General features: G+C 54.1%; 17 protein-coding genes, 1 tRNA gene and 1 pseudogene. 13 read left to right on the top strand and 6 right to left on the bottom strand.

Annotated elements, in window-relative coordinates; all coding sequences use genetic code 11:
- Nucleotides 1–180: 180 nt before the first annotated feature.
- From ACN0WX_RS00095 to ACN0WX_RS00060, 8 genes are all read left to right on the top strand, one after another.
- Nucleotides 181–744, top strand: coding sequence for a helix-turn-helix domain-containing protein (locus ACN0WX_RS00095; protein ID WP_417620164.1), 564 nt, complete (start codon nt 181–183; stop codon nt 742–744).
- 87 nt (nt 745–831) lie between these two features.
- Nucleotides 832–1191 carry a hypothetical protein gene (locus ACN0WX_RS00090; protein ID WP_417620162.1) on the top strand — a complete coding sequence of 120 codons (360 nt, stop codon included), beginning with the start codon at nt 832–834 and terminating at the stop codon, nt 1189–1191.
- A 592-nt stretch (nt 1192–1783) separates the two neighbouring features.
- Nucleotides 1784–3214 carry a glycosyl transferase family protein gene (locus tag ACN0WX_RS00085; protein ID WP_417620160.1) on the top strand — a complete coding sequence of 477 codons (1431 nt, stop codon included), beginning with the start codon at nt 1784–1786 and terminating at the stop codon, nt 3212–3214.
- On the top strand, nt 3195–4346 hold the full coding sequence (locus ACN0WX_RS00080; protein ID WP_417620158.1) for a hypothetical protein: 1152 nt from the start codon (nt 3195–3197) through the stop codon (nt 4344–4346). Before ACN0WX_RS00085 ends, ACN0WX_RS00080 begins: the two co-directional genes overlap by 20 nt.
- Before the next feature lie 103 nt (nt 4347–4449).
- Nucleotides 4450–5364 (top strand): sulfite exporter TauE/SafE family protein, encoded by a 915-nt coding sequence (locus ACN0WX_RS00075; protein WP_417620156.1) that lies wholly within the window; start codon nt 4450–4452, stop codon nt 5362–5364.
- Nucleotides 5361–6134: a TIGR02186 family protein gene (locus ACN0WX_RS00070; protein ID WP_417620154.1), complete on the top strand. Its 774-nt coding sequence runs from the start codon at nt 5361–5363 to the stop codon at nt 6132–6134. Before ACN0WX_RS00075 ends, ACN0WX_RS00070 begins: the two co-directional genes overlap by 4 nt.
- Nucleotides 6135–6341: 207 nt before the next feature.
- Nucleotides 6342–7949 (top strand): ATP-binding protein, encoded by a 1608-nt coding sequence (locus tag ACN0WX_RS00065; protein ID WP_417621173.1) that lies wholly within the window; start codon nt 6342–6344, stop codon nt 7947–7949.
- Nucleotides 7950–8079: 130 nt separating this feature from the next.
- Complete coding sequence (locus ACN0WX_RS00060; RefSeq protein WP_417620152.1) at nt 8080–8514, top strand: hypothetical protein; 435 nt, start codon at nt 8080–8082, stop codon at nt 8512–8514.
- A 37-nt stretch (nt 8515–8551) separates the two neighbouring features.
- Here the strand turns inward: ACN0WX_RS00060 and ACN0WX_RS00055 are convergent, their stop codons facing one another.
- The 6 genes from ACN0WX_RS00055 to ACN0WX_RS00030 form a co-directional block, all read right to left on the bottom strand.
- On the bottom strand, nt 8552–11398 hold the full coding sequence (locus ACN0WX_RS00055) for a valine--tRNA ligase (protein ID WP_417620150.1): 2847 nt from the start codon (nt 11396–11398) through the stop codon (nt 8552–8554).
- A gap of 153 nt (nt 11399–11551) precedes the next feature.
- Nucleotides 11552–12223, bottom strand: a complete 672-nt coding sequence (locus tag ACN0WX_RS00050; protein ID WP_417620148.1) for an enoyl-CoA hydratase/isomerase family protein — start codon at nt 12221–12223, stop codon at nt 11552–11554.
- Nucleotides 12223–14316, bottom strand: a complete 2094-nt coding sequence (locus ACN0WX_RS00045) for a prolyl oligopeptidase family serine peptidase (RefSeq protein WP_417620146.1) — start codon at nt 14314–14316, stop codon at nt 12223–12225. Before ACN0WX_RS00045 ends, ACN0WX_RS00050 begins: the two co-directional genes overlap by 1 nt.
- Nucleotides 14317–14371: 55 nt before the next feature.
- Nucleotides 14372–14857 carry a DUF2497 domain-containing protein gene (locus tag ACN0WX_RS00040; protein WP_417620144.1) on the bottom strand — a complete coding sequence of 162 codons (486 nt, stop codon included), beginning with the start codon at nt 14855–14857 and terminating at the stop codon, nt 14372–14374.
- A gap of 57 nt (nt 14858–14914) precedes the next feature.
- Nucleotides 14915–16378, bottom strand: a complete 1464-nt coding sequence (locus tag ACN0WX_RS00035; RefSeq protein ID WP_417620142.1) for a TolC family outer membrane protein — start codon at nt 16376–16378, stop codon at nt 14915–14917.
- Between the two features lie 21 nt (nt 16379–16399).
- On the bottom strand, nt 16400–17053 hold the full coding sequence (locus tag ACN0WX_RS00030) for a protein-L-isoaspartate O-methyltransferase family protein (protein WP_417620140.1): 654 nt from the start codon (nt 17051–17053) through the stop codon (nt 16400–16402).
- A 255-nt stretch (nt 17054–17308) separates the two neighbouring features.
- On the opposite strand from ACN0WX_RS00030, the gene ACN0WX_RS00025 reads away from it, so the two are divergent.
- The 5 genes and pseudogenes from ACN0WX_RS00025 to ACN0WX_RS00005 form a co-directional block, all read left to right on the top strand.
- A tRNA-Cys gene (locus tag ACN0WX_RS00025) sits at nt 17309–17382 on the top strand.
- A gap of 229 nt (nt 17383–17611) precedes the next feature.
- A complete protein-coding gene (locus ACN0WX_RS00020; RefSeq protein ID WP_417620138.1) occupies nt 17612–17992 on the top strand; it encodes a tetratricopeptide repeat protein in 381 nt (126 codons plus the stop codon).
- A 316-nt stretch (nt 17993–18308) separates the two neighbouring features.
- Entirely contained in the window at nt 18309–19847 is a 1539-nt protein-coding gene (locus ACN0WX_RS00015; RefSeq protein WP_417620136.1) for a hypothetical protein, read from the top strand.
- Nucleotides 19848–19923: 76 nt separating this feature from the next.
- Nucleotides 19924–22671, top strand: a complete 2748-nt coding sequence (locus tag ACN0WX_RS00010; RefSeq protein WP_417620134.1) for a TonB-dependent receptor domain-containing protein — start codon at nt 19924–19926, stop codon at nt 22669–22671.
- 214 nt (nt 22672–22885) lie between these two features.
- Nucleotides 22886–23271: pseudogene (locus ACN0WX_RS00005) on the top strand (type II secretion system protein GspE); the annotation flags it as partial.

Genomic DNA, 23271 nt, shown 5'->3' with positions numbered 1-23271 from the left:
GTGGCAGATTTCTGATATTGTAACGAACGGTATAAGCTGATCAATTTATCGCAACAATGGGGCAGATATGGCACGCGGAGACCATTATCCGCTATTGAGAATAGAGTTTTGCGGCAAATTTGTCGGTGATATTCGATCCATTCGAAGCCAGGATATCCGGCTTCGCGGGCTCTGCCAAACATGAGCATGCCCGCGGTAGATAGATTGAATGACGGGCAACGCGATTGTTTGCGGCTTGTGCTGGCGCATTTTAATTCTAAGGAAATTGCTCGGGAACTGGATGTTTCTCCGCATACTGTAGATCAAAGGCTGCGCATGGCCATGCGCATATTGAATGCACAGTCCCGCTTTGATGCGGCGAAGAAATTTGCCGCGTTTGACCAAGAAAACGCATATCAATCGTTGATATATCAACCATCGGATGTTGCACTGCAGACAAAAATCGCAAACTTGCGGTCATCGACCGGAAGTATTGCCGCCGGAACTATTGCCGGGGGCGTTGGAAGTGATTGCGCTGACTTGGTGGATCATAATTCGAACGGGAATGCTGGTGTTCCCAACGGAGCGTTTGAAAAACCTGAAGTCAGACACCGACGGTTTCCGATTCCGCAATATCGCGGAGAGAAAAACAGTCTCGGTGCGGTGGAGAGGTTAGGATGGATATTGGCCATCGCGATCGGATCCGCTTTATCTTTCGGTGGTCTTATAGCGGGATTGGAAGCCCTTTCCCGCCTCAATGGGTAATTGTTACCCGTTCAGCGCAGCGCCTTTGCTCGTTGATTTTGCCACATAGGTTCACTGGGACGTGTATCCTTTGCGAAAGGAATAATCATGCTAAAACAGAGACGCGATGCAGCCGAGAAACTGACAAAAAAACTATTTTTGGCGGAACAGGCTATTGACGATGCGATATGCAAAATGGCTGATTTAACCGGATATATGCCGATTGCGCGGGCGAACGCAAATTTGTCAGCGGTTGTTGGTCAGGATGCCATCGCCCAGGCAGCCGAGACATTATCTGCGTTGGTTGGAGCTAGAGGGCTGTTGGTCGCAACCCATAACCGATTGGCAGAGACGCGCGATCAGATCGGTTTGCAAGCTATGGCGTTGGGGACCGACGATATGAAACCAAAAGCGTATGTATACGAGCGGGATGAAAACATCGTTACCATGAGTGACCATGCGGCTTAGCTATCTGTATTTCGATGTGTCCTATCAATGGTTGAAATGAACATGAACAAGGCTAGGAGGCTACTATCTTCAATACATTGTGGGCTTATATCTACTATATATTTCTCATTATCTGTTGTGGATATGCAGTTTATCGTGGTTCCCGTTTCGAATATCTTGGGGCAGCCATTATTATCATCGGGTCATTATGTACGTTGGTCGTAGCTAGACTATTTGGACATTCTTGGGCAGAGCCGGAGAGTGGCATATTCGCTGTCGACATTGGTGCACTTATTGCGTTGACATATCTAGCTTTCAAATCCGACCGCTTCTGGCCGATGTGGGTGACAGCATTTCAGTTGCTCGCGGTGACGATTCATACTGCGGTTATGATGGCGCCGCAGATTACTCCTCGAGCTTTTGGAACTGGAGCGGTGTTCTGGGCCTATCCTATGCTTGTGGTTCTGGCGATCGGATCCAATGAAAATGTGGCGACGCTACAGAACGGCGATATCGATTCTGGTTAGTGTCTGCGCGCAACTGGCTGCATATTTTCTGATTGTTTTTTTCCTTTTTGCACAAGCCCGGCTTCTGCGAGCCTTGGAACACGGCTATGGTGATCACTCATATTTTGCTATTTCTCGACTTCGTCCAAAAGGAGCTGCTGCTTTTTGGAAGCCTGTGTTTTCTGGTTGGTTCGATCGACGATCTGGTGTTCGACGGATTATGGATTTTCCACTGTTTGAAGCGCAGGTTGTTCGTCTATTCAGTCCACCAACGTGCAACCGTGGAAAGCCTGAACGATATCTCATCGGACTGCCGATTGGCGATATTCGTTCCCGCATGGCAAGAAGCGCCGGTCATTGGTGCAATGCTGACGAGATGTCTGCAGCAATGGACATCGAGCAGCTATCGAATCTATGTTGGCTGCTACCCAAATGACGGAGAAACCATAGCTGCTGTGGCGGCTGCATCCTCCGGAACTGCGAAAATTCGCCTTGTTATTTGTCGTCAGGACGGACCGACGACAAAGGCGGATTGCCTCAATCACCTCTGGGATGCTCTGTGCAGGGACGAAGTTGAAGAAAAGGATAACTATGCGGCGGTTATCTTGCATGATGCCGAGGACCTGGTTCATCCTCAGGCGTTAAGACTGTTTGGCCATTTGATCGGAAGGGCCACCCTGATCCAACTACCGGTCATTCCGCGTCGCGCCAAAAGATCGCGGTGGATAGCCGGCCATTATGGCGATGAGTTTGCCGAGCTGCATGGCAAACAAATGGTTATGCGCGAGGCGTTGGGCGCTTCCATCCCCTCAGCCGGTGTAGGGTGTGCCTTTGACCGAGATGCGCTGCAAAATTTGGCTGTCCGAACGAAGGGGAAGCCATTTGACGCCGGCAGCATGACCGAAGATTATGAGCTCGGACTCAATCTGACGGGAGGACCAGCACGCGGTATTTTTGCGCGGCTTCACGATCAGCATGGGCAACTGGTCGCTACACAGGAATTTTTTCCGGAAAAACTGGAAGATGCCATTCGTCAGAAAAGCCGGTGGATGGCGGGTATCGCATTGTCCGGATGGGATCGACTTGGCTGGAAAAAGAGCTGGAGAGAGAATTGGATGCGATTGCGCGATCGCAAAGCCAGTTTTGCCGCCATTGTCTTGGCCATCGCTTATGTTGCCATAATTTTGACGGGCGTACTGTTGCTCGCTGAACTTTTTGGTGCCTGCAGGCTTCAGCCTGTGTCTGAATCTCTGGAACTTTTACTTTTCGTCAATGCAGGGTTTCTTACCTGGCGGCTGCTGATGAAAGGATATTTTGTCTTTGCGCTTTATGGCTTTCGTGAAGCACTTTTGTCTCTACCCCGGACGATCGTTGGCAATCTGATCAATATTTTGGCAGCTTGGCGTGCTATTGGCCATTATCTGGACCAGCTTTCCGGCCGACCAGCCAATTGGGAAAAAACGCGTCACTTTTACCCTGAAACCGAGCATGTCCAGCAGCTCAGACCAAATAATGCCATTGGCAAACGAAACGGATAGTCTGCGCCAGACGGCTACCGGAGCGCCGCTTCGCGCTATCGCAACGCTTGCTGCGATTTGGATATTGGGACGGATTGTCGCCTGGAATCTTCCGGGAAATACTGTCGTCATTCCGGTGATACCGAAGCCGGAGGATACCGCGATTCATGCCACGGAGCAGGCCGCAAGCGCACAATCGCGAGATTCGGCCAAGCTCAATTTTTTGACGCCAATCAATTTTTCCGCCGGGGCAAGTGAAACGCAGGTTATTGGCGAGGCATACGAGGCAGAGCGGATGTCTCAAAGTCTGACTGGCCCCGCTTGGTCCTATACGCTCAGCCAATATTCATTGCCGGCGTCTCAATTACGACTGGCCGGAGCCCAGTTTTTACCAACGGAATTACCCGCGCAATCGGGAAGTCTTGTCCAACGGAGTATAGAATTTTCTACACCCCCGGAAAATTCTTCCAAGAAGCCGCATCGTAACGGTCTGCAGGGTTATTTGTGGTTCTTTGCACGGCAAGGCACCAATGGGACTCACTTGGGTGCAATTAGGGAAGGGCCCACCATATCGAACGGCCAATATGGCGGAAGCCAGGCCGGAGCGATATTATCTTATCCGATTCGGACCAGGCCGGAGTCGGAACTATCGGTTTATGGCCGAATGACGGCGGCATTAACGCCATTGGCACAAGAGGAGGTTGCCTTTGGTGCAAGCATGCACCTGGTTCGCGATTTACCCGTTGCGCTCCATGTTGAGCAAAGGCTGGACGTAAACTCGGGCGGCAATCGCGGAACCGCCTTTTATGTGGCTGGCGGTACCGGGCCGGATCAAATTGTCGCAGACATTGCGCTCGAAACCTACGTCCAAGGAGGTTATATTCTGGGCAAGAATGAAACGTATTTTTTTGATGCGTCTGCAACGTTACAACGCTCAATTGTGGAATCTTCTGCAAACACTATCTCAATAGGGCCCGGCATGTGGATCGGAGGCCAGCGCAAACTCACCCGAATGGATGTTGGGCCACGGGCTGATATCAGAGTTCCTATCGCCGCCACCACCGCGCGCATTGCTGTCGACTGGAGGGCGAGGATCGCTGGAGATGCTCGGCCTGGAAGCGGACTGACGATAACCATGTCGACCAGCTTTTAAGCAGGCAAGATTTGGTTATTGTTCGATAAACTGGATGATTTTGCGCTCTCGAAGCGGTAACGCCCTTTATCCCGTAACAAAAAGAGATTAGTCCATTGGTAATATGGACATATATCTGCCAATCGCCAATCTTTCGGTCAATGCCTTTGTCATCGTCTTGCTGGGCGGCTTGGTCGGAATTTTGTCTGGTATGTTTGGCGTCGGTGGCGGTTTTCTCACCACACCACTGCTGATTTTTTATGGTATTCCGCCCACGGTCGCAGCCGCTTCCGCCTCCACTCAGGTCACTGGCGCCAGTATATCGGGCGTTGCCGCCCATATGCGTCGCCACGGAGTCGATTTTCGTATGGGTGCCATATTGGTGGTGGGGGGTATTGTTGGCACCGGGATTGGAACTGGGCTGTTCCAGATTTTGCTGCGATGGGGGCAGATCGATACTGTGATCAATGTGCTATATGTTCTGATGCTTTCCAGCATCGGGGGAATGATGTTCAAGGAATCATTGCAGAGCGTGAGAGCCTTGCGCGCCGGTAAACCACTGCCCGCACGCAAAAGACGACACCATCCACTCGTAGCCAGTCTGCCGATGCGGTGGCGCTTTTACCGATCAGGTCTCTATATTTCTCCGATTGCTCCTTTCATACTCGGTCTGCTCACCGGCATTCTGACGATGTTGCTGGGTGTTGGCGGTGGTTTTATCATGGTTCCGGCCATGCTCTATTTACTTGGCATGGGCGCGCAAGTGGTCGTCGGTACATCACTGTTTCAAATCCTGTTCGTCACGATCGCATCGACGATGATGCACAGCATGACCACGCGAGCGGTTGATATTGTATTGGCCTCGCTGTTGCTGCTCGGCAGTGTAACCGGCGCACAACTGGGGGCAAAATTTGCGCAGCGGATGCGCCCCGAATATTTGCGGTTGAGTCTCGCCGCCATGGTGCTCCTCGTTGCGCTGCGCATGGCGCTTGGACTTGGGTTCCAGCCGGATGAGATTTACACGGTACAGCTCCTGTGAACCGGTGCCGTTTCATACTGGCTCGTTTGCTCGCCGTTTTCGGCATTGCCATATTGACGGTGGCCGCTTCGCCCGTTCTTGTTCCCGAAGTATCACAGGATCGCATCAGTATCAGAGGTGATTTCAACGGCGCGCAATTGCTTCTGTTCGGTGCTATCACATATCCACCTAATACCCGCAATACCGATCGGGCCGATATCGTGGTCGTCCTCAAAGGCCCGGTTGAATCGATTATTGTGCGCGAGAAGCAGCAGATTGCCGGTATCTGGATCAATGCGGCGAGTAGCGAGTTTCGTTCATCTCCCGGCTTTTATGCAGTTGCTTCTTCAAAGCCCATTGAACAGATTGTTGATGGCAAGACGGCGGACATTTACGAATTGGGGCTACATCATTTGCAGCTTTCTCCTGCCGGTGCGATTGACAGCCGGGAACTGGACCGTTTTGTCGATGGACTGGTCGACCTGAATTCCCGGGGAGATTTGTTCAAGAATTTGCCCAATAGCGTCAAGATTACCAATAGTGTGCTGTATCAGGCACGGATTAACTTGCCGGCCAGTGTGCCAGTCGGTGATTATACGGCGGAAACATTTCTGATTATCGATGGCCGGGTAGAGGCTGCTGAAGTCAAGGATATCACCATCGAAAAAACGGGAATGGGGCGGTTCATTACCAATCTTTCGCAGCAATATGGTTTTATTTATGGACTGATCGCTGTGTTCATATCGGTGTTCTTGGGGTGGTCTGCCGGATATCTGTTCCGCAAGATGTGACGTTGGTTCCGCACCCGGTTCCTTGCTCTATGTTTTTTGTCAGGGGGTAAATCTTCCTTAACCATGATCCACTAGTTTGGTGGCTTGAAAAACAAAACAGGAAGAACGGCAATGGCCGACATGGGTTCCCACAATTTTCCCGCAGCAAATCCTCTGCCGGGCTCTACAAACGCACCGCAGAACAATTTGGACCCCGGTGTCGCTTCAATGCGCAGCGAAGGTCATAAAATTGGCGAAGTCATAGAAATCGCAGGATCAAGTTCCAAAATTCTGATGGACGGTGCCATTCTTTCAGGGTTGAATGACCATTCCGATCCTACCATCAAAATGGCTGGTCAGGTGGGTAGCCAGGTTAAAATTCGCGTTGGCCAGACGTGGTTGTTGGCCAATATTCGAACCCAGCGCCTTCATGAAGGACAGTCGGGACTAGTTATCGCCGAGATTGATTTTCTTGGTGAAGGGGATGAAGAACAATTGACCGGAAATATCTATAATTTCCGTCGCGGTGTAACCCGCTATCCTACCCCAGCATCTGTCGTTTATGCAGTGACAACTGCGGACCTGAAACAAGTCTATGCGTCTGATGGCCGCGCTAATGTGGAGATCGGCACGGTCTATCCGACGGATGACATCCGCGGCGCGCTCTATATCGATGCGATGCTCGGCAAGCATTTCGCGCTTTTGGGATCTACAGGTACCGGTAAGTCGACTGCGGCAGCGCTGATTCTCCACAAAATCTGTGAGCTGGCCCCCGAAGGGCACATCCTCATGATCGATCCCCATGGCGAATATTCTGCAGCTTTCAAGGAAAACGGCAAGTTGTTCGACGTGAACAATCTGAACCTTCCCTATTGGCTGATGAACTTTCGCGAGCATTGCGAAGTGTTCGTGCAGTCCAAAGGCGATGCCAAGCAGATGGACTGTGACATTCTCGCCAAATGTCTGCTTGCCGCAAAAGCAAAAAGTCAGGCTTCTGCAGGTACCGGAAAGTTGACGGTAGATTCTCCCGTTCCCTATTTATTGTCTGACCTGACATCGATCCTGCAAAATGAGATGGGCAAGCTCGACAAGGCAACCAACAGTGCGCCTTATCAACGGCTGAAAAGCAAGATTGACGAGATCAAGGCCGATCCGCGTTACAGCTTCATGTTTTCCGGCATGCTCGTGGGTGACACGATGGCTGCATTTCTTGCCAAAATTTTCAGGCTGCCGTCCGAGGACAAGCCGATTTCGATTATTGATGTTTCGGCAATGCCGTCCGAAATCACGCCCACTGTGGTTTCCGTGCTCAGTCGCTTGGTGTTTGACTATGCGATCTGGGCGCGCAATGAACAACAGCGCCCGATGCTATTGGTTTGTGAGGAAGCGCATCGCTATATTCCCAATGATGACGTTGCTGATGAAAGCAGCGTTCGCGATATTCTTAGCAGAATTGCGAAGGAAGGCCGAAAATATGGGGTGTCGCTTGGTCTGATTACTCAGCGCCCCTCCGATCTGGCGGAAGGTGTCCTCTCACAATGCGGTACTATCCTGTCGATGCGTCTCAATAATGACCGGGATCAGGCGTTCGTGAAAGCGGCTATGCCGGAAGGCGCGCGCGGGTTCCTCGACTCTATCCCTGCGTTGCGCAATCGCGAGGTGATATGCTGCGGCGAAGGTGTCGCGATCCCGATCCGCGTTTCGCTGGATACGCTGGCCGCAGAACGCCGTCCGGCTTCGGAAGACCCGATCTTCTCGGACCTGTGGCGCGAACATGGCGGCGAAGAAGAAATAGTCCAGCGGGTTATCAAGCGCTGGAGAGCGCAAGGCCGGTAACTCCGGTCCTTACCGTTCGTCCATCTCCATTGGCGGTTTGTCGATGTTGGGTAGCAAATACCCAATGATCGATTACGACTGTAGTCGATGGGCCGCACATCGGGCGCGGCAGACTGACATGGAGAATCTGATGGTTGATAAGCGTTATTTCCCGCTATTTGCGGGAATGGGTCTCGCCGCAGCGTTGATATTGCCAACAATGGCAGTTCATGCGCGTGATAGTGCATCTGTATTTAATACAGAATGGAACGAAACGCTCGCTCGGGATGTGAAGGCTGCGGTGACAGCAGGTTTGGCTGAAGGTGCTATCGGCATGGAGAAGGGTGCCGACGAGATGCTTCGCGGAGCCGATGAAATGGAAGCCTATGCGAAACGGCTGGAACGAGACCCCGCCTTCCGTGAACATGAGGCGGCGCGGCAAAATCAGCGTGGTGAGAAGAAAATTACCGCTCAGCAACTACTGGAAAGCGTCCCCAAAATGCGGCGTGGTGCAGAAAAAATGCGCAAAGGTGCCGAGAAAATGCGCGCCGGCGCGGCAAAAATGCGGCGCGGGGACGATAGCTAGTCCCCGCAACCATTGGTAAATTCAGGAGGAAGGTCGGCTAGCCCAAGCGCGACAAGGCCGCTTGTAACCGCTCTGATTCTGCTTCTTTCTCGGCCAGATCGGCACGGGCTTTTTCGACCGCTTCGGGTTTGGCTTTCTCGACAAAATTCGGGTTGCCAAGCCGACCTGAAAGCGATTTGGCTTCCTTTTGCGAAGCTTCCAGTGCCTTGCCCAGACGTGCTTTTTCGGCATCAATGTCGATGGCTCCCGCGAGCGGTAAAACATAGGTCGCGCCTTCGACAACAATTTGTGCCGATGCGCCTTCGGGTGCCGGATCAAACGAAATTGTTTCGAGCCGTCCGACACGATCCAGCGCTGCTCCTTGGCGGGCAATCTGTTCCTGAAGTTTTCCGCTGGCATCGCCAATATGGGCGGACATTCTGGTTCCGGGCGCGATATTCAGTTCGACCTTTGTCGAACGCACTTCGGATATCAATTTGATGAGCCAATCGATTTCCGCTTTCGCTTCTGAATCGATTTTTGCCTTCGGTTGCGGCCATTTGGCAACGATCAGGTCATAATTTCTTTCGCCCATGCTGTGCCATAGCTCTTCGGTAATGAAGGGCATGAACGGGTGGAGCATGACGATGATCTGGTCGAGCACCCAACCAGCGACGGTCCGGGTTTCATCGGCTGCGCCTACATCTTCGCCCTGAAGTACCGGTTTGATCAGTTCCAGATACCAGTCGCAGAACCGGTCCCAGGTGAAATGATAGATAGTGTTGGCCGCGGCATCAAAGCGCAGGTCGGTGAGCGCCTTGTCGAGCGCCTGCCGGGTTTCCACGACTTCAGAAATGATCCAGCGGTTGACCGGCAGGGCGGCTTCGGGCGCAGCGAGCGTTTTGCTCGCACCAATGCCATTGACTTCACAGAAGCGGGAGGCATTCCAGAGCTTGGTGGCAAAATTCCGATAACCCTCGACCCTTTTGTCATCCATCTTGATGTCGCGGCCCTGGCTTTCCATCGCCGCCATGAAGAAGCGCAATGCATCGGCGCCATATTGGTCGATCAGGCCAAGCGGATCGACGACATTGCCTTTGGATTTGGACATTTTGGAGCCATCTTCAGCGCGCACCAGTCCGTGCAGATAGAGCCGCTTCCACGGAACGTCCTTCATGAACTGGATACCCTGCATCGCCATCCGCGCGTCCCAGAAGAATAGGATGTCAAAGCCGGAGATCAGCAGATCATTGGGGTAATGGCGCTCGAGGTCCTTGGTCTGTTCCGGCCAGCCGAGGGTGCCGAAAGGCCAGAGCGCGGAAGAGAACCAGGTGTCGAGGACGTCGGGGTCGCGCTGCAACCGGATCCCCAATCCTTCACTTTGCCTGATCCACGTTTCTGGCAATTCGTCAATATCGACCCAAATTTTTCTACGGCTCTGGTCAGCTTTTGAATAATACTCTTTTGCTTGTACCAAAGCATCTTCAGCAGTGTTTGCAACGAACGCCTTTTCTGGCGATGTTGTATCCAAGCCATCGATTGCTTCTATGCTCGGCCCATGCCAGGCCGGAATTCGGTGCCCCCACCACAGCTGGCGTGACACACACCATGGCTGGATATTCTCCATCCAGTTGAAATATGTTTTTTCCCAGCTTTTCGGGACAATCTCGATAGCGCCATCGCGCACCGCCTTGATTGCGGGCTGAGCCAAGGTTTCGGCATCGACATACCATTGATCGGTCAGCCATGGCTCGATCACCACGCCGCCGCGATCGCCAAAAGGCGTCGCAATGGTCCGCGGTTCGGCATCATGCTCGGTTTCTTCACCATCCTTGTTTTTTGACATATGCGGGATCAGGAAGCCGAGTTCCTTCATCCGCTGGACGACCAGTTCGCGCGCGCCGTTGGCGCCGTCTTTCTTGAAGCGATGCAGCCCGAGATATTCATCCGGCACCAGCCCGTCGGCGGTCTGGCAGACATTGGCTTCGCCATCGAGCATGTTGAGCATCTCGCCCGCTGCAAAACCAGCGCGTTTACCCACCTCGAAATCGTTGAAATCATGGCCCGGCGTGATTTTTACCGCACCGCTACCCAGTTCCGGATCGGCATGTTCGTCGGCGACTATCTTGAAGCGGCGTCCGGTGATTGGCTGCTCGATTTCCTTGCCGATAACGCTTTTGTACCGCTCGTCGCTTGGATGGACGGCGACCGCCATATCGGCCAGCATCGTTTCCGGCCGGGTTGTTGCGACCTCGATATAGTCCCGTCCGTCATCCAGCGTCACGCCGTCGGCCAGCGGATATTTGAAATGCCAGAAACTTCCTTTGGTATCGACCGTCTCGACTTCCAGATCGGAGATCGCGGTCTTCAGCGCCGGGTCCCAGTTGACCAGCCTCTTGTCGCGGTAGATCAGGCCGTCATTGTAAAGATCGACAAAGACCTTGAGCACGGCTTCGTTCATGCCCTCGTCCATGGTGAATCGTTCGTTGGACCAGTCCATCGAACAGCCCAGTCGGCGCAGCTGCCGAGTGATCGAGCCGCCACTTTCCTCTTTCCATTCCCAGACTTTTGCGACGAACTCCTCTCGCGTGAAGTCGGTGCGCTTCTGCTGGCGCTCGTTCATTTGCCGTTCGACCACCATCTGGGTAGCGATGCCGGCGTGATCCATGCCGACGACCCACAGCGCATCCTTGCCCTTCAGCCGCTCGTGCCGGATGATGATATCCTGCAGCGTGTTGTCCAGCGCATGGCCGATATGCAGGCTGCCCGTAACATTGGGCGGCGGATTGACGATCGTGAACGGTTCGCGGTCGTCGCGTTCGGGCCGGAAAAGGCCCTTGCTTTCCCAATGCTCATACCAGCGAGCCTCGATGGCGGCAGGATCGAAATTTTTGTCTAAGGTCATGGTGAGCCTTTGGCATTGCTTTGGGTCAGGTTCAAGCCGTGTTGTGCTCCGCACCGGATGCGGGGCCCCGCGCAGCGCGATACCAGCGGCCAGGAGCTCCGTATCAAGTGCGGAACACGATTATATCGACAAGATATTCCTTGTGAGGAGGGATCATGCACCCAAGATAGCATCAATCTCCGCATTGGCCTTTGCCCGCAATTGTCGCTTGCAGGCGGCAAAACCGCGCTGACCGTTCAACTCCTTCGCGCGTGCAACGGCGTAATCGAGCAGTTCGTCCGGCATGCAAAGCTCGTCGGCTAGTCCGGCCGTCAGCGCTTCTGCGGGGGTCAGTAAATGCGATGAGAGGGCTAGTCGGCGTCGCCAGACCGGGTCCAGCCAGTGGTCCAGAATCGCTTGCGGTATAGGAGGAAAAGGCAGGCCTGCCTTGGCTTCGGGCAGACCAATTTTGTAGTTGCCTTGTGCCGCGACGATCCAGTCCGCAGCGAGTGCCATGATGCCACCTGCACCAATAGCATTGCCGTTCAGCGCTACCACAAAGGCGCAGGGCAGGCGGTGCAGAGCCGCGGCAAAGGCATCAATCGCGGCGGCAGCCTGTTTCTGGCCCGCTCTGTCCAGCGAGGCGGCCACTTTCGTATCCATGCCGCAGGTAAAATGTTCGCCGGCACCAGTCAGGACAATACCCCCCTCTGGCCGGTTCTCCGCCAATGCCCGAAAGACTGCAATGCCTTCTTCCAGCAACGCCGGTTGGAGCGTATTGCGCTCAGAATTGGTCAGTGTGACGATGATCGTGCCATCGCGATCCTCGGTCGGGAACCAGACCATCAGTCTTTTCCCTCCAGACCTTCTTCCGCTGTCCACTTGTTCATCCAGCCGAACACCGTTCCGTACCACTGCACACTGTTCTTGCCTTTGAGCACCCAGTGATTCTCATCCGGATAGATCAGCAATTTGGAGGGGATGTCCATTTCCTGCGCGACGGTGAACGGCATGATCGACTGGGTATAGGGAATGCGAAAATCCTTCTCGCCGTGGATGAACAACGTTGGCGTTTGCCAGTTGGCGATCTTGTTGACCGGATTCCATTTTTCCGGATTGGGCCGCGACCACCAGGGGCCGCCATGATCCCATTGGTCGAACCACAGCTCCTCGGTGCTGAGCGCCATCGCCCGCAAATCGAAAACACCGGCATGATTAACGAGGCAGTCGAACCGGTCCGCCCAATTGCCTGCAATCCAGTTCATCATATAGCCGCCATAGGATCCACCCAGGGCGCAGGAACGCTCGCCGTCGATTTGCGGATCGGTTTTCACTGCCGCCGCATAGCCCAGCTTCAGATCCTTGAGCGGCTTGCCGCCCCAGTCCTGATTAATGCTGTCAGTGAATTTTTGTCCGTAGCCAGTGGAGCCATGGAAATCGATCGTAACCACCGCATAGTTTTGCGCTGCCATCACCTTCGGGTTCCAGCGGGTGGACCAGCTATTGCCGAAACTGCCCTGCGGTCCACCGTGGACCAGAAATGCCATCGGCAGCTTGCCTGTAGCACCCTGCGGCTTGATAATCTGGCCCCATACCGGATCGCCTTCCGCGCCGGTAAATTCAAAACGCTCGATGTCCACAGCGTCGATCTCGGCCAGTTCCTGTCCGTTGATATTTGTGAGTTGAGTAACGGTTCCGTCCGCCGCGCGGCGATATAGATCGGTGGGGAGTTGCAAGCTGTTCATCGTATAAATAAGCGAGCCGTCCTGCAGCGGAATGGTCGCGCCAACATTGCCGGCGCCGGTTAGGCGAGTAACTTGGCCGGTTGCTATGTCTACGTGAAAGGCAGGATGATCGAGCACCTCCTGCGCGGTCACGATCAGGCCCTTATCGTCGGGGGTCCAGACGATTGAGCCGACCGAGCGGTCCCAATCCTGGGTCAGCGCAATGGCCTCGTCTTCACCGCTGCCTTGTTTGCGCAGTTTGACTACCAGACGATCAGCTTCATAGCCCGGCCGATCCATCGCCGCCCAAGCCAGCCAATCACCGTTTGATGAAAAGGCCGGAAGCGTATCGGTAGCCTTGTTCTGGCCGGTGAAGTTGACGGTTTCCGTGCCATCCGCCTTGGCGCCGTAAATATCGAGATTGGTGGAACTGGGTTCATTCCGGTCAGCAATTCTGAGCGTAAAGAAGACACCGTCTTCTCCCGGCACCCATGTGACTTCCTCACCGCCACCAAAAGGTTTGGAGGGACTGTCGCCGATCAGATCCCCATCCAGTGCTACACCTTCGCCTGCGACTTTCCCGTCTTTCAGATCAAAGGAAAATATCCGGCTGTAATTGCCCGGTGTTTCCCAGCTCGACCAGTGGCGGATGAAAAGCTCATCATATTCCCGACCGGTTCCAGGGCCGGGCTCGGCTTTGTTCCCGCTCTTGTCACAGCCGAAGGTCGGGCAATCTCTGGCAATATCGCCCCAAAGCGCGATTTTTCCGCCAGTCTGGGAAAGTTTGAACCCAGCAATATCGGCTTTCAATGCACTTGCTTGAACCGGTTGACCAACCGCATCGCCCGTAGCAATATCGATGTGCCAAAGCTGGTCCGAACCGCTGGCGTCGCTGAGATAATAGAGACTGCCATCCGGTGCGAACGCCGGGCTATGTTCGCTTTTACCTGCCTGATCGGCAATCCGAACAGGAATCGCATTGGTTGTGTTAACGTCAAGTATATATAATGCGCTGGACCGTTCGTAGCTTTCGGGATCGGTTTCGGTGACATCATAGGCCGCCCATTTTTCATCCGGAGAAACGGTTACCGAACCCATCCGCTTTAGCGTGGCGAGATCCTCCGCTGTCATTGGCCTTGCTGAAGCAAGTGTGGGCGTTAATGCCGCGCTGGTCAGGAGCAGAACGGCGGTAAGTGCTTTGGAAAAATTTGTCATGACCAACGGTCTAGCACGGCTGTCCGACAAGGCAATTGGGATTAGGTCTGCAAGCCTATTTGTCGCTCAATCGATGAATTTCGCGCGCGACCAACTCTTCGACGAGGTCCGGCAGATTTTCGTCCAGCCATTGTTTGATCATTGGTCGCATCAGTTCGCGGGTCATATCTTCCAACGACGTGCCGCCTTGTTGGCGCCGCGGGGCATGGCGCTCGATCGCTTCTTTCTCGACCAGCACGGAGAGCGATTGGCGCATGCTATCGAGCTTGTTGTCATCAATCAGCCGTTCTTCCTTGCGGCGGTCTCCAAACACGCCCTTGGCTGATGGATTTTCATGGTCCGACAGTTCGTTGGTCAGTTCGAGGACTTCTTCATTCTGGTCGGCAGGGGCAAAATCCGGGACGGCCTGCAAAGCCGGCTTTAGCGCGGCTTTGCGGCGTGGCTGGGAGCGCTCCTCATCAATCTCTTTGTCTTCTGCGATGATACGTTTGATCGAAGAGAGGATTTCCTCCATCGATGATTCCCTGTTCTGCTCAGCCATATGCGAAACCCCTAAAACTTGCGCCCCAACTCCCCGAGTGGATCGACGCCGTTAAACCTATCGGCGCGTCGGAACCTCCGGCAAGGGCTCTATGTCTGCTTTTTGCGCCGGGGTGTCAACGGTTCTAGTGGCCTGGGGCTCAGGATTTGGATCGCTCTGATAGTCATAGAACATATCATCGACCCGTTCGTAATTGACATCGGGATCATAAAGGGGACCACCTTCCAGGCCCAGATCACGCGCTTCTGCCCGACCCATAGCGGCGAGCAGGGAAAAACCCGCGACATAGCTGTTGCGGCGTGCCGTCACCAACTGGACCTGAGCGTTGAGCAATTCCTGTTCGGCGTTCAAAATGTCCAAAATGGTCCGGTTGCCGACGGAATTTTCCGCGCGCACACCCTCCAGTGACAGGCTCGCGGCAGCCACGGCCCGATCCGAAGACTGGATAACCCGCTCCGATGCGCGCCAGCTGGAATAGGCTGCGCGGGTCTGCGAGATCACATCACGCTCGATGGCGATCAGTTGCTCATAGGCTTGGCCAGAGCGCGCCTGAGCCTGCCGAATTCGCGCGGCCGGCCGACCACCCTGGTAAATCGGCATGGTTGCCCGGACTCCGACTTCGGCCGTAGACTGTTCCTGTACGAAAGTTGTGCCAGCGATATTGCCGCCAAGCGTACCATGGTAATTTAAATAGCGCCCTTGGGCGTATGTGGACACCCGCGGTTTGTTGCCGGCGCGGGCTGCTTTTATATCAAATTCAGCCGCCTGACTCCGCTCTTTCGCCGCGAGCAAGTCGGGGTTGTAGGTCAGCGCGATATCAACCGCCTGATCGGGTGTTGCCGGCAAATTTGGCAAGGGTGGAGGCGGCTCTAGATCGCCGGGTTCGTGGCCGACCAGCGCAATATAAATTTCCTTGCTGCGGATCAGGCTCGCTCGCGCGGTTTCCAGATCGCCTTTCGCCACTTCCAGCCGGGATTCGGATTGTGCAACGTCGGTGCGGGTCAAGTCGCCGATTTCAAACCGGTCGCTGGTCGCGTCCAGATTGACGGAGAGAACGCCGACGTTGGCCCGGTTCAGTTTGACGATCGCCGAATCGCGAATGACATCCATATAAGTGGCGACAACATTGCTGAAGATACTTGCTTCGGTCGCGCGGAGGTCAAGCTGGCCGGCTTCCACTCGGGTTCTGGCGGCACGGACAGCATTTTTGACGGCACCGCCAGAATAGATTGGAACTTCTATCGACCCACCTGCTGTGGACTGGCGCAACGGCGCCGTGAAGCTATTGGCACTACGCAGAAAATTTTCCTGAAAACCAAAATCGCTGGTGGCACTGGGGCGTCCGTCGGCTTTGGCGATAGCGACGGTTTCATCGGTTGCCCGCTGCGCCGCGCGGGCGCCAGATAGCGTTGGATTGGTCTGATAAGCCGCTATTAAAGCGTTACGCAGGGTGTCGGCTTGTACCGGCGCAGATAGTGCCGCTAGAATCGCTGTTCCGATATAAAGGCCGCTTCTACTCATTTCATCATTCTCCCGGACGCCTTAAAAGCTGAAGCTTTTTACTTTTTCAAAGCCGGGCAAGGGACATGCTCCGCAATCGGCGAAATATTGATAGCCGACGTGATTTCCTGCTTTTCGGCCTAACGCAAGACGCGATACCCCTTCGTCCATTATCGCAGCCACAATTCGTCCATCTGGCGCAAGCTGATCAATCAAGGTTTGGGGAATCTGCTCCACAACGCCGTCGATCACGATCACGGAATAAGGAGCCGATTGGGCCCAGCCTGCTGCATGATTTCCTGTTTCGACTTTGATTGCGGAAAAGTCTGTTAGATTTTTTTTCGCAATGGTGGCCAGCTTCGCATTTTGTTCGATAGCGGTGACCGAGTTTGTAAGCTGAGCGAGTACGGCTGCTGTATAGCCGGTAGCCGCACCGATCAGCAGCACCTTTTCATCATTCGTCACATGCGCCACGTTCAGCAGCCGGCCGGTGGTGAGGGGCGGATTCAAGGACCGTCCTTCGCCGATCTGTACGCCGCGGTCAGCATATGCGAAACTGCGATGGGTTGCTGGCACGAAATCTTCGCGAGCAATGTGGCTCATGGCCGCGATGACGCGTGGATCGCTGACTTCGGTTGTACGCAATTGGCTGACGACCATAGCTTTGCGCATCTCTTTGAAATTTTCCTGGCCCAAACGTCAATCCTCGCAATGAATGTTCCATCGTCCATGCCATGTCTGTATTATTTACACAATACACTATGGATGAAATTTCGACGCTTCTAGCCCGCCTTGGCATCCGCGCCAAGATGGATTCCGGTGAATTTATACCGACTGCGTCTTTTGCGCGACAATCGGGGGGGCTTTCGCATAATTTTTGGTATCAGAAACAGCGGACGTAAGTTTGGGTTGACTTTCCGGGCAAAGAGAAGCAATTCGCGCCCTCTCTTCGGCCCGATGGCGGAGTGGTGACGCAGCGGATTGCAAATCCGTGTACGCCGGTTCGATTCCGGCTCGGGCCTCCAGATATTGCTCCATCCCTTATGCAAGCGCAGCTATGATGCGCTGCGCCGTTGACCGGCGCGGGGCGATGGCGTCTTCCCCGTTTTTCGATATTAGAAGCCGGCGATTCAACGCACTGAAAAACATAGAAATATTTCTTATCCTACAGATATTTGACATTAATATTACAGTTATGTTGCATTGACTGTCATATAAGTGTAACAAAGTCATATCGGATTAGGAGAAGATGCTATGAAAACCGCTAAAATAATCGGAATCGCAGCCGGAATGATGCTGATGGGTGCGCCCGCTATCGCACAAGAATCAGGTGAAATTGGTTATGCCAAGGGTGCCTTGGGCTATGATGCTCTTGTTGCTGGCGACAATGAGATCGCACTCCAGCAGTTGGAGATGGCGGAAAAAGTAGATGCGAATGATCCTGCACGCTTGATCAATCTTGGTCAGGTCTATGTGCGCATGGGCCGTACGGGGGACGCCGCGCGGATGTTTATGGCTGCTATGCAAAGCGACCGCAATTTTGATCTGGTTCTGTCCAACGGCACCGTGGTCAATTCCCGGGATGCTGCCGATCAGGCATTGCAGAATTTGAACAGTCAGCTTGCCGTTCGGTAACGGAGCAATATATCGGCGGAAATTTTCGCGCCATTATATATAATGCAAAAGGCGGCCCTTTTTCGGGCTGCCTTTTTTGTGCATTTTGATCTGTTTCTTCGTGCGATAGGCGTATAATTTGGGCTTATCCGCGGTTGCCGGCAGTAATGCAAAATATCCGTAATATTTGTGTCGCCAAAGAGTCATGCAAAGTGCATCGCAGGGTCACCTCCCATCCCTAGAGCCCTTCGCTGAGGGCGATGGGGAGCTTCTGATTCGATTCCGCATCGTTTGATTCGAACGTATCAAACCTGTTATTTTTGCGGAGACTAATCCCATGTTGAATAAGCAAACCCGTTCCGTTCTCTTTGCTGGTGTTGCAGCCTTGGCAGTAACCGCTTGTGGTGCTGACGATGTTGCTTCGCCCGGTGAGGGCGGCAATGTTACGATTAACAACAATTCTACCCCTGCTCCATCTCCGGCACCTACCCCTACGCCAACCCCTCCAGGAACGCCGGCCACTGATTGTCCGGTGGGCACCGCAAATGTTGGAACGATTACAACCGGTAGCGGTGAAATGGCTCGTAACTGTCAGGTTTCCGGTGTCATTCAGGGAAATCTGATTCTGCCCAAACGGCCCGACACCGAGAACACGGTATATTCCTTGTCAGGAGCAGTTGAAGTCGGGATTGACGGCGGGACTTCCGGTATCCTGACAATCGAGCCCGGCGTTACCATTTTCGGATCTTCCGGTGGTGACTTCCTGCTGGTCAATCGCGGGTCTCAAATTTTTGCTGAAGGCACGGCTTCCAAGCCGATCATCTTTACCTCGCGCCAGAATGTTCTTGGCACATCCGGTGTGGACAGCATCGGCCAGTGGGGCGGAATTGTTATCCTGGGTCGTGCTCCCATCTCTGATTGTGCAACCGGCAGTGCGTCCAACCCCGGCGGTGCGCGCACCGATTGTGATGCTATCGTGGAAGGTCCTTCCAACGCGGTTTACGGTGGCACACTGCCAGCCGATTCGAGTGGCCGTCTTTCTTATGTGCAGGTTCGTTATCCCGGTTTCGAAGTGTCGCCAGGCAATGAGCTCAATGGCATCACAATGGCTGGTATAGGCAGCGGCACTTTTTTCCAGAACATTCAAGTCCACAACAGTTCTGACGATGGCGTGGAATGGTTTGGTGGCCGGGTAAATGGCAAAAACCTGGTGATGACCGGAATTGACGATGACTCGGTTGACTCCGACTCTGGTTTCCAGGGGGCGAACCAGTTCGTCCTTGCGGTGCAGCGCCCCAACGGTGGCGACAAGATCGTCGAAGGTGATTCCAATGGTGATGAAGATGCCGAACCGCGTCAGCGTCACAAGCTGGCCAACGTCACTTTCGTATCAAACGGCGGTGATGAAGTGCTCCACCTGCGTGGCGGCGCCGACTTTGAATTCTATAACGCCGTAATGAGCGGCCCGGATCAGTGTATCAATCTTGATGGTGCCGCTATCGTTCAGGCTGCCGGTGCAGCAGCAGACGAAAACGGACCGCCGATCTTCGAATCAACCTTCCTGAGCTGCGGGACGGCTTTCAAGGATGATGGCAATATCACCGTTGCGGTTATCCAGACCATCTTCAATGCCGGATCGAACAACACTGCGAACGGCACTTCGACATTGGCAGCTGGTGCTTGGCCACTGGCGTTCATCAATGGCGCCAATGAAAATGGCGTGACGCCATTTGCGGCCAGCGGCGCAGACGCATGGTTTGAAGATGTTAGCTATATCGGTGCGGTCAAAGATGCCAATGACGCGCGGTTCATGGGTTGGACTTGCGGTCTCTATGCTGTCGACCCTGCTTGTACCGATGCGCCGGTCATCGGTTAATACTGAAGTTTGAACAGCGGGATGGCGGCTTTTGTCCGCCATCCCCTTTTGTTAATTTAATCAAGGACTGGTTCCTATGACCAAGCGGGCCTCGTATATTTCAGCCATTCTCCTTACCTCTGGACTAATTTCGCCGGCTGCACTGGCACAGACTGCGCCGACTGCCGAGACTGTGAAGTCCGATGAAGACGGTGGACCAGAAGAACCAACCATCGACGAGCCTGCGCAGGATCAAGCGGATGAAGATGTAGATATTTCCGCGCCCGGAGGGTTCAGCGGAGAAATCATCGTGCGGGGCCGGTACATTCCCAATCCCATTCGCGCCACGCCGGAAGTGGTGGCGGTGCTGGGGCAGGAAGAAATCGCACGAACCGCAGAAGGCGATATCGCGGGATCGCTCAGTCGGGTAACCGGTCTGAGCGTAGTTGGTGGGCGTTTTGTATTTGTGCGAGGGCTCGGCGAGCGATATTCGCTGGCTCTGCTCAACGGCAACCCGCTGCCTTCACCGGAGCCGTTGCGCCGCGTGGTTCCGCTCGATCTTTTCCCAACGAGCGTGATCGCTTCTACTGTCGTTCAGAAAAGCTATTCGGCCAATTATCCTGGAGAGTTTGGCGGTGGTCTGATCAACCTGACCACCAAGTCCAATGTTGATGAATCCTTTCTGGAAATTAGCACCAGCATTAGCGGCAATACCGAAACGACGAACAAGACTGGCTATGCCTATGATGGCAGCGATTATGACTGGTTCGGGTTCGATAGTGGATTGCGTGATATCCCGACGCAATTGCAAAGCGCAATCGACCGCAATATCCTGATCGCCAATGACGGCGTGAACTTTTCCAGCGAAGACCTGCAGGTCCTCGGTCAAAGTCTGGTCAATGCGAAAACTTCGCTGATTCAACGAAATCACGACATTCCCGCTAATTTTAGCGGTGAAATTACCGGTGGTCATTCGATAGACACCGGCGGCGCCTTTATTGGTATTTTTGCTACCGCTGGTCTCAGTAACAGTTGGCGTACGCGCGGTGGCCTGCAACAGCAGACGCAGGGCATCGTCCAGATTGATGGTCAGGATGGTCTTTTGCCTGACCGAGACTTCCGGTATCTGACCACACAAAACCGGATGGTGGCCAATGGCATGATCGGCCTGAACGCGGAAATTGGTGAGCACAAGATACGTTTCACCAATCTATATATCCGCGATACCGTGAAGGAAGCCTCGATCAGTGCCGGAATTGATGCAATCAGCGTCGACCCGAACCAGCCGATCAATACCGGAAGGACGAGCTGGTTCGAACGACAGCTCTTCAGTTCGCAGCTGGTAGGTGAATTTGAGTTTGACCGGTTGTCGATCGATTTCCGCGGCAGCTATTCGAATTCGCAGCGCGAGGCGCCATATGAACGCACATACAGCTATTTTCTCGAAGCCCAGACGCCTGGTGGTCAGCCGCTCAACCGGTTCGTTAATGACCTGACATCACCTGGCCAGTCAGCCCGTATACGCTTCAGCAATCTTATTGATGATGTGTATGGTGCCGGCGCCGATCTCGGCTATGAACTGGACACTGCTACGCCGATTACGGTTTCGGGTGGATATAATTATTACAAGAACGACCGCTCCGCTTCCCGTCGAGATTTCCGTTTCGTTCCAGCCAATGGTTTGCCATTTGGCGTCAACCTGTTGCGGATCGATTCCTTGCTCGGGGATGCTGTCATTGATGCATTTGACATCGAATTGCGCGAAGTGGGTGCCCAGAATTCCGTGCCGCGGTACACCGCACAGCTCGAGGTCCAGGCTGGTTATGTGCAAACCGATGTCGAATTGGCCGAAGGTCTTCGGTTGAATCTCGGGGTCCGGTATGAGGATGCGGATCAGATTGTAACGCCGTTCACGCTCGCCGGTGGCGCGCCAACACCGGCAACGACGCTGAGCAACAGCTACTGGCTGCCGGCCGGGACGCTGACATGGAATTTTGCCGATGATATGCAGTTCCGTGTTGCTGCATCGCGAACTCTGGCCCGGCCGCAATTTCGCGAACTGGCGCCGCAGCAGTTTCTCGATCTGGAAACCGACCGTACCTTCATTGGTAATCCGCTGCTGACCGACAGTGAGCTAACCAATATCGAGGCCCGCTACGAATATTATATCGGTCGCGGTGAACGGCTGACAATCGCCGGCTTCTACAAGGACATCAAAAATCCGATCGAATCCGTGGCCTTCGTTCAAGGTGGTGGCGCGTTTTTCCAAGGCTTTTCCAATGCTCCCAGCGCGCAACTTACGGGTGTTGAATTAGAGGCGGTCAAATATTTCCCGCTTTACGATCTGGGTGGCAGCTTCTGGGAAGAACGCCGCTTGATGCTCGCGGCCAACTATACGTTTACGGACTCAAAGATCAAAGTCGGTGCCAATGACACGGCGATCAGTCCGATTACATTCCTGCCTATCGCCGCTAGCAACTTGTTTACCGATGGTGATCGTTTGACTGGTCAGTCGCGACATGTCGCCAATTTGCAATTCGGCATGGAAAAAGAGGGCGACGATCTTTCGCAGCAGACGATTTTGGTGACCTATAACAGCCCGCGTGCTACCGCTCGCGGTCCGCAGGATCAGCCTGACCTGATCGAAAAACCAGGCTTGCAGGTCGATTTCATCATGCGCGAGGGGGCGGTGATCCTGGGTCAGCAATTCGAATTCAAATTCGAGGCACGGAACATTTTTGGTGAAAGCTACACCGAATCGCAAACGCTGAACGATTCGGTGATCATCAACAATGGTTATGATTATGGAACCACTTTTTCGTTCAGCGCCGCTCTGAAATTCTAGGCTGCACGTTGTAATCTATCTGTCAAAAAGGAGTCGCTGCGTCGTCACATTATTTTCCTATCCCATATCTGGATAGCAGTGGGAAGGTAATCGTGATGCGCGGCGGATTTCCCGAGACTTCGGTCTCGCGTCGACCAACTTCTGACAGGCAACAGGTGGGCGTATGCCCGAGCATGTTTCAGTGAGCGGACCAAATTTCTCTGCGGACGGAAAGATGTCCGATAATGCGGATGTAATCCTTTCGCCATCACCATTGCTCGACCTACCCTATACCTATGCGCGGGATCACGGTGTGTTGCTGCAGTCGATGGACGGCGAGCGTGCCTCGATCGCGCTGCGCGGGGGTTCCGATCCCTCGGCCCTGCTGGAGGTGCGGCGTTATCTGGCGTTGCCTTTTGATGTCGAGATGGTCGACGGGCCGGCGTTCGAGAAGCTGCTCAGCGCGCATTATGCGATGGACGGCTCTGCCGCCGCCATGGCCCATAATATGAGTGGCGATATGGCGCTGGCGGGAGAAGGGCTCGACGATATTGCCGGGGATATTCCGAGCGCCGAAGATCTGCTCGACAGCGCCGATGATGCGCCGACCATAAGATTGAT

This window comes from Parasphingorhabdus sp. (assembly GCF_048269915.1).
Lineage (GTDB): Bacteria > Pseudomonadota > Alphaproteobacteria > Sphingomonadales > Sphingomonadaceae > Parasphingorhabdus.
This window is presented reverse-complemented; position numbering and strand designations above follow the sequence as displayed.